Origin of the sequence: Desulfocurvus sp. (genome assembly GCF_023230885.1) — a bacterium.
Classification (GTDB): domain Bacteria; phylum Desulfobacterota; class Desulfovibrionia; order Desulfovibrionales; family Desulfovibrionaceae; genus Desulfocurvus.
On the sequence record NZ_JALNWM010000190.1, the window covers coordinates 1 to 6,932 of the forward strand.

9 protein-coding genes and 1 pseudogene are annotated in these 6,932 nt (G+C 74.6%); 9 read left to right on the forward strand and 1 reads right to left on the reverse strand.

The features are described 5' to 3' along the window. Positions 1–106: 106 nt before the first annotated feature. The 9 genes from M0P34_RS12470 to M0P34_RS12510 all read left to right on the forward strand — a co-directional run bounded on the left by M0P34_RS12470 (position 107) and on the right by M0P34_RS12510 (position 6,730). Complete coding sequence (locus tag M0P34_RS12470; protein ID WP_291499624.1) at positions 107–1,063, forward strand: sensor domain-containing diguanylate cyclase; 957 nt, start codon at positions 107–109, stop codon at positions 1,061–1,063. 49 nt (positions 1,064–1,112) lie between these two features. Then, positions 1,113–1,451: a tRNA-binding protein gene (locus M0P34_RS12475; protein ID WP_291499626.1), complete on the forward strand. Its 339-nt coding sequence runs from the start codon at positions 1,113–1,115 to the stop codon at positions 1,449–1,451. A 30-nt stretch (positions 1,452–1,481) separates the two neighbouring features. After that, complete coding sequence (locus tag M0P34_RS12480; RefSeq protein WP_291499628.1) at positions 1,482–2,108, forward strand: LysE family translocator; 627 nt, start codon at positions 1,482–1,484, stop codon at positions 2,106–2,108. A 104-nt stretch (positions 2,109–2,212) separates the two neighbouring features. Further along, a complete protein-coding gene (locus M0P34_RS12485) occupies positions 2,213–2,776 on the forward strand; it encodes a LemA family protein (RefSeq protein WP_291499630.1) in 564 nt (187 codons plus the stop codon). A gap of 16 nt (positions 2,777–2,792) precedes the next feature. After that, complete coding sequence (locus M0P34_RS12490) at positions 2,793–3,578, forward strand: hypothetical protein (protein ID WP_291499632.1); 786 nt, start codon at positions 2,793–2,795, stop codon at positions 3,576–3,578. A 21-nt stretch (positions 3,579–3,599) separates the two neighbouring features. Next, positions 3,600–5,294: a DUF2207 domain-containing protein gene (locus M0P34_RS12495; protein WP_291499634.1), complete on the forward strand. Its 1,695-nt coding sequence runs from the start codon at positions 3,600–3,602 to the stop codon at positions 5,292–5,294. A 570-nt stretch (positions 5,295–5,864) separates the two neighbouring features. Continuing rightward, a complete protein-coding gene (locus tag M0P34_RS12500; protein WP_291499637.1) occupies positions 5,865–6,092 on the forward strand; it encodes a hypothetical protein in 228 nt (75 codons plus the stop codon). Between the two features lie 2 nt (positions 6,093–6,094). Beyond that, on the forward strand, positions 6,095–6,292 hold the full coding sequence (locus M0P34_RS12505; RefSeq protein WP_291499638.1) for a hypothetical protein: 198 nt from the start codon (positions 6,095–6,097) through the stop codon (positions 6,290–6,292). An 81-nt stretch (positions 6,293–6,373) separates the two neighbouring features. Then, positions 6,374–6,730, forward strand: a complete 357-nt coding sequence (locus M0P34_RS12510; protein ID WP_291499640.1) for a PilZ domain-containing protein — start codon at positions 6,374–6,376, stop codon at positions 6,728–6,730. A 103-nt stretch (positions 6,731–6,833) separates the two neighbouring features. Here M0P34_RS12510 and M0P34_RS12515 read toward each other — a convergent pair. Further along, positions 6,834–6,932: pseudogene (locus tag M0P34_RS12515) on the reverse strand (ribulose-phosphate 3-epimerase); the annotation flags it as partial.

Below are 6,932 nucleotides of genomic sequence, written 5' to 3' on the forward strand. Positions count from 1 at the left end.
CCCCGCGTCCGGAGCCCCGCCCGCTGGCGGTTTGCGAAAAAAACCGCCGTGCCGCGGAGCAAACGCGAAATCCTTCCCCCTGCCGCCTTTGGTACTGGAAAGGATCGTGCGAACGTGCTACCCAGGGCGCATGGATGCGGAACTCCTGGCCGCCGAAGGTATCGACCTCTACGCCCTGGAGCGGGTGCTCACGGTGGAGCGCTACGCGTGGCTTTCCTTGTCCCTGGACATGGCCGCCGTGCTGACCACGGACGGGCAGTTCGAGGACTGCAACGTCCAGTGGGAGCGTGTTACCGGCCACGCGTCGGGCGAGCTGGCCGGCAGCTACCTCATCGAGCACATCCATTTCGACGACCGCGAGCGCGTGCTGGCCCAGATGCAGCGGCTCATCACCTCCGACATCGGCTCCACATCGCTGTTTTTCCGTTTCCGTTGCATGGACGGCGAGTACCGGCGCCTGAACTGGAACGTGATCTTTTCGCCTGACCACGACTGCTACTTCTGCATGGTCAAGGACGCCTCGGGCATGAGCGGCAGCGACGCCCTGGCCTACCGCGACGCCCTGACCGGGCTGGCCAACCGCATGGCCCTGGAGGACACCCTGCCCGCCCTGGTGACGCGCACATGCAGCCTGGGCGTGAGCGTTGCGCTGCTGTTCATGGACCTGGACGGCTTCAAGGCCGTGAACGACACCTTCGGCCACCGCGCGGGCGACGCGCTGCTGGTGCAGGCCGCCGCGCGCATGGAGCGCTGCGTGGGCGACGCGGGCACGGTCTACCGCCTGGGCGGCGACGAGTTCGTGGCCGTGCTCCCGGGCTGCACATCCGGGCGCGAGGATGTCCTGGCCATCGCCCGCGCCATGGTGGACGCCCTGCGCCAGGAGTATCCCCTGGACCGCGAGATGGTCCGCACCGGGGTCAGCGTGGGCATCGCCCTGGCCCCGGAGCACGGCGAGGACCCCGCCGTGCTGCTGGACAAGGCCGACCAGGCCATGTACCGCGTGAAGAGCGCGGGCAAGAACGGCTTTGCCGTCCACGGCGCGGACGAAGTCCGCACGGCCTGAGCCCCCGCCCCCTGTTCCCGTCCCCTTTTTCCCTTGCGAGGCTTGGGCGATGACGCACATCACCTGGGATGATTTCGAGCGCGTGGAGATCCGCGTGGGCACGGTGGTGGCCGCCGAGCCCTTTGCCCAGGCCCGCATCCCGGCCTATGTGATCCACGCCGACTTCGGCCCGGGCATCGGGGTGCTCAAGTCCAGCGCGCGGATCACCGACCTCTACGAGCCCCAGGCCCTCGTGGGCCGCCAGATCGTGGGCGTGGTCAACTTCCCGCCCAAGCAGATCGGGCCCCTGCGTTCGCAGTTCCTGGTCACCGGTTTTGCGGACGCCGACGGCGCCATCGTCCTGGCCGTGCCCGAGCGCCCGGTGCCCGACGGCGCCCGGCTGGCCTGACGCTTCCCCTCTCACCCTCCGGAGTCCTCCGTGTTCGGCATCGAGAACTATTTCCTTTTTCTTGGCGCGGGCGTGCTGCTCAACGTGACCCCCGGGCCGGACATGCTCTATGTGGCCACGCGCAGCGCCTGCCAGGGGCGCGGGGCCGGGCTGCTTTCGGCCCTGGCCATCGCCTGCGGCGGGCTGGTGCACACGGCCACGGCGGCCCTGGGCCTGTCGGCGGTGCTGCTGGTTTCGGCCACGGCCTACGAGGTGGTCCGCTTCGCCGGGGCGGCCTATCTGGTCTGGGTCGGGCTGCGCATCCTGCTCGCGCGGCCCCAGGCCCACGGCCCGGCGCCCTGCCTGCCGCGCGCGCGCATCTTCCGCCAGGGCTTCCTGGTCAGTGTGCTCAACCCCAAGGTGGCCCTGTTCTTCCTGGCCTTCCTGCCCCAGTTCGCGAACCACGGCTCGGCCCATTTCCCGGCGCAGATCGCCGTGCTGGGGCTGACCTTCTGCGCCACGGGCTGGCTGGTGATGTCCGGGGTGGCCCTGTGCTTCGGGCGCATCGGCACCTGGGCCGGGGCGCATCCCGGGGCGCGCCGGGCGCAGCAGTGGGTCACGGGCGGGGTCTTCCTGTCCATGGGCCTGGGCCTGGGGTTGGCTGGCGGGCGCGACTAGCGCGGGCCGGGTTTGACGCCGCCGCCCGGGGGCATGTAGACTGGCGGGGCGGGCTTCCTGCCCGGGCGGAAGGCCCGGGCAGGGCCGCAAATCCGGAGGGATCGATGACCGCAGTGTGGATCGCCCTTGGCGCCCTGGCCCTTGTCGGCCTGTGGCTGGCCCTGGCCTTCAACGCCCTGGTCCGCGCGCGGGCCCTGGTCCGCGAGGGCTGGAGCGGCATGGAGGTGCAGTTGCGCCGCCGCCACGACCTGATCCCCAATCTTGTGGAGGCGGTGCGCGCCTATGGCGCCCACGAGGCCGAGGCCCTGGCGCGGGTCACGGCCCTGCGCGCGTCCGGCGCGTCCTCCGGGGGCGGCGCCGTGGCCGAGGCCGCGCGCCAGGAGGGCGAACTGGCCCAGGCCCTGGGGCGGCTGTTCGCCGTGGCCGAGGCCTACCCCCGGCTCAAGGCCGACGCCAACTACCGCCAGCTCGCCGTGCAGCTCGCCGCCGTGGAGGACGAGCTGCAACTGGCCCGGCGCTACTACAACGGCGCCGTGCGGCGGCTGAACGTCGCCGTGCAGTCCTTCCCGTCCAACCTCGCGGCCCGGCTGTTCGGCTTCGGCGTTGCGGAATTCTTCGACACCGGGGACGAGGCCGTGCGCGCCGCGCCCCGGGTGCGCCTGGACTAGGCGCGCGGAGGTGGCCGTGGGCGGCAAATCCCTGGAAAGCATGGCCGAAGGGCTGATGACCGAGACCCTGACGGAGGCGGCGACGACCTTCTTCGGCGCGCGCAAGGCCCTGGAGGACGAGATCGAGCTGTACCGTCGGCGCCTGGGCGAGCTGGAGCGTGTCGAGGCCGAGGTGCTGGGCCGGGCCGCGGCCCTGCATTCCCTGCTGCCCGGCCCCGCGGCGGTGCGGGACTTCTACGCCGCCCTGGGCGTGGACCCCGGGCCGCTGGCCGAGGCTTCGGCCAGGCCCCTGCGCGAGGGCGTGCGCGCGCCCTTCGCCCTTGTGCCCTGGCGGCGCTACGCGGGCCTGCTGCTGGCGGCCTACGGCGCCCTGGCCGAAGCCGCGGACACCTACCTGCACGGGCGCCACGCCCACGGCCCCGGGGGCCGCAAGGTCCAGACCGTCAACGTCGACCAGCTGCGCGACTGGTGCGGGGCGCTCAACGCGCGCATCGAGGCCCTGAATCGCGACCAGCCGCCCTCGGGGACCATGAGCTTCGTGCGCGGGCTGGACCCCGCCCGCCAGGAGCGCAGCCGCCTGGCCGACGCACCCCTTGTGGACTATGCCGCTTCCCTGGACAGCGAGCTGGCCTTCGCCCCGGTGAGCTGCCCGGCGGCGCAGCGCCCGGCGACCCCCGGGCTGCCCCCGGCCCACGCGGTCCGCGACGCGGTGCTGGCCCAGGGCCGCGCCCTGTGGGCTGCGGATTCCGCCGGGGCCCGCGCGCGGGCTGCGGCCTGGGCCCGGGCACGCGGGAAGTCCTGACCCGTGGGCGCGGCCCGCGTTTTGTCCCTCCTGTTGCTTCTGGCGGCGCTGTGGGCCGCCCCGGCCCGGTCGGCCCCGGCTGGCGAGGCGGTGGAATCCTTTGCCAGCCGCGTGGAGCTGCTGGCCGACGGGCGCCTGCGCGTGGAGGAAACCATCGCCGTGACGGCCCTGGGGCTCCAGGTCCGCCGGGGCATCTACCGCGACCTGCCCACGGCGCGCCCCCTGCCGGGCGGATTGGCCCGGGCCCTGGGCCTGGTGCGCCGGGGGCGGGTGGTGGTGCTCGGCGCCAGCCGCGACGGCGCGCCCGAGGCCGCGCGGACCGAGGCCCGGGCGGACGGGGTGCGCGTGTATCTTGGCCGCCCGGACGCGCTCCTGGCCCCCGGGACGCACGTCTTCAGGCTGGTCTACGAGGCCACGGACCAGGGGGACGTCCTGGACGGTCACGACGAGCTGCATTGGAACGTCACGGGCACGGGTTGGACCCTGCCCATCCTGGGCGCCGCGTGCGAGGTGGTCCTGCCCCCGGGGGCGCGGCTGCTGGGGGCGGAGGGGGTCACCGGCCCCCCCGGCGGGGCCGGGCGGGCCCTGGAGGGCGGAGTGGCCGGTCCCGGGGTGGCGCGCTTTGCCACCACGCGGCCCCTGGCCCCCGGCCAGGGGTTGACCATCGGCCTGCGGTTGGCCGGGGGGGCGCTGCCTGCGGCCGGACCGGGGGCGGCCGCCCGGCTTGTGCGCGACAACCCCGGCCCCCTGGGCGCGCTGGGGGCGCTGCTGGCGGGCCTTGCGGCCTACCTCGCGGCCTGGTGGCGCGTGGGGCGCGGCCCGCAGGGCGGGGCGGTGGCGCCGCGCTTTGGGCCCCCGGCGGGCATCAGCCCCGGCGCGGCGCGCTATGTGCGGCGCATGGGGTTCGACGACCGCGTGTTCGCCGCGGCCCTGGTGGGGCTGGCGGCGCGCGGGGCGCTGGCCCTGGACCGTGCGCCCGGCGGCCGGTGGACCTTCGCCCGCGCCCCGGGGCGGCCCGAGGGGCTGGAGCCCGAGGAGGAAGCCCTGCTGGCGGCGCTGTTCGCCCGGAGCGCGGCGCTGCCCCTGGACCGCGAGTCCCGCGCGGTGATCCGCGCGGCCCGAGCGGCCCTGCGCGGGGCCCTGGCCGCGCGCTTCCGGGGTACGGCCTTTCGCGCCAACGCGCCCTGGCTGCTGCCGGGCCTGGCGCTGTGCGTCGCGGCGGGGGCCCTGGCCCTGCGGTCCCTGCCCGAACCTCTGCCCCTGGCGGTCATCGCCCTGGGCGGGGCCCTGTTCCTGGTCTTCGCCCGGCTTATGCGCGCGCCCTCGCCCGCCGGGCGGGCGCTCATGGACGAGCTGGAGGGCTTTGGCCTGTATCTGGGCGTGGCCGAGCAGGAGCGCCTGAACCTGCTGAATCCGCCCGGGCGGACCCCGGAGGTCTTCGAGGCCGGGATGCCTTACGCCCTGGCCCTGGACTGCGAACAGCGCTGGGCACGCGGTTTTTCCTCCGCCTTGGAGGCGGCAGGGCGCGACCCGCGCTCCGGCCCGCCCGGCCGGAGCCTGGGCCGACTGGGCACCCTGGGGCGCGGGGGCGGGCTGGGCGACGCCCTGGCCGGGGCCCTCGCCGCCTCGGCCCGTTCGTCCGGCCCGGGCCGTGGCGGCGGCGCCGGGGGCGGCGTGGGCCGTGGCGGCGGCGGAGGCGGCGGAGGCGGCTGGTAGCCGCCCCGGGACAGCGCCGCCCCGCCGCCCCCGCTCATACCGGACGGCCCCGGGACAGCGCCACCCGTCGCGCCAGCCCCGTCGGTCAGCCCCGGGAGAGCGCCACCCGTCGCGCCAGCCCCGTCGGACGGCCCCGTCGCGCCAGGCCCCGCCGGACAGCCCCGGGACAGCGCCGCCCCATCGCCCCAGCTCATACCGGACGGCCCCGGGACAGCGCCGCCCCGTCGCGCCAGGCCCTACCGGACAGCCCCGGGACGCCGCCGCCCCGCCGCGCCAGCCCCGCCGGACGGCCTTGGGGCCGCATTCGCGTTGCGCGGTTGCCTTGCGCGCGGCGAAAGGCTATAGCAGGGGAGCGCAAGTGACCCAACGGAGAATTATAACATGTGGGAATCCCTGTCTTTTATTTTGAAGGCCGCAGCCTTGACCCTGATCTTTTCCCTGCTGGCCCTGGGGGCCGGGGTGGGGCTTGTCCGTTCCGCCAACCGCCGCGCCCGGCGGCGCGACCAGGGCGGCGCCCCGGGCCGCTGAGGCCGCCCGCGCCGCACCCCTTCGCCAGGAGCAGCACACGCCATGAACATCCTGCGCATCCTGATCAAGGTCCTGTCCTTCGTCCTGGCCATCCCGTTCATCACCTACGGGTTCCTGGGGCTCATCAAGGCCCTGCGCCTGGAGGGCGTCATCGACGACTACATGGGCTTCATCGGCTCCTACCGCAACCCGGTGACGGCGCTGATCCTGGTGGTCATCGGCGGCTGCCTGCTCTACGGCCTGAACGCCCTTGCGGCCAGGATCCGCTGACCGTGGCCGCCCCCGACCCCCGCGCATCCCGGCCCTGGTGGCGCAGGCACGGCTGGAAGGTCGCCTATTTCGCGGCTGGAATCCTGTTTATCGGCCTGTCGCGATTCTTCGTGCCCTTCTGGCCCCGGTTCATCATCCTGTCCGCCTGGGCGGTGGGCATGGCGCTGATCTTCATCCGCCAGTTGGAAGCGGACAAATGATTCCCCGGGGCTGACAGGCCCCCGGCGATGGTGTAAGCTGCTGTTCTGGACCGCCCCGCGCGGGCGGCGGAGGGCAGATGCATGAGCGAGCATCACAGCCGCAGCCGCAGCCGTGTCCCGGCCCGCTTCGAGGCCATCGTTTCCTGGCAGGGGCTGACCGTTCCGGTGGTCAGCGAGAATCTCAGCCTGCGGGGCATGCTGTGCGCCGCGCCCCACGGCCTGGGCATGCGCACGGGGGAGGCCTGCGTCGTGCGCCTGACCCTGGGCGCGGGCACGGTGTTGTCCATGGGCGCCCGGGTGGCGCGCGCGGGCCGGGGCACCCTGGCCCTGGCCTTCGAGGAGATGGACCCCGCGACCTTCGCCCACCTGCGCAACGTGGTGCGCTACGCGGCTTGCGACCCCGACGCCATCGACGCCGAGCTGGGCGCCGGGGGCTGACCCGGGGCGCCCCCGGCCGGGCCCCGGCCCGGGCCGGGCACACAAAGGCCGCCGCACCCCCCGGGGGGTGCGGCGGCCTTTGGCGCGGGCGCGCGGCGCGCGGCTACAGCGCCCCGGCGGCGCGCAGGAAGGCTTCGTGGCGCTGCCTGTAGGGCGGGAACTTGAAGAAGGCCGAGCCGGACACCAGGCAGTCGGCCCCGGC

Bases quoted from the DNA above. Each gene is read 5' to 3' on its own strand.
- M0P34_RS12475 (WP_291499626.1), top strand. From the start codon at position 1,113: ATGACGCACATCACCTGGGATGATTTCGAGCGCGTGGAGATCCGCGTG.
- M0P34_RS12485 (WP_291499630.1), top strand. From the start codon at position 2,213: ATGACCGCAGTGTGGATCGCCCTTGGCGCCCTGGCCCTTGTCGGCCTG.
- M0P34_RS12500 (WP_291499637.1), top strand. From the start codon at position 5,865: ATGAACATCCTGCGCATCCTGATCAAGGTCCTGTCCTTCGTCCTGGCC.
- M0P34_RS12510 (WP_291499640.1), top strand. From the start codon at position 6,374: ATGAGCGAGCATCACAGCCGCAGCCGCAGCCGTGTCCCGGCCCGCTTC.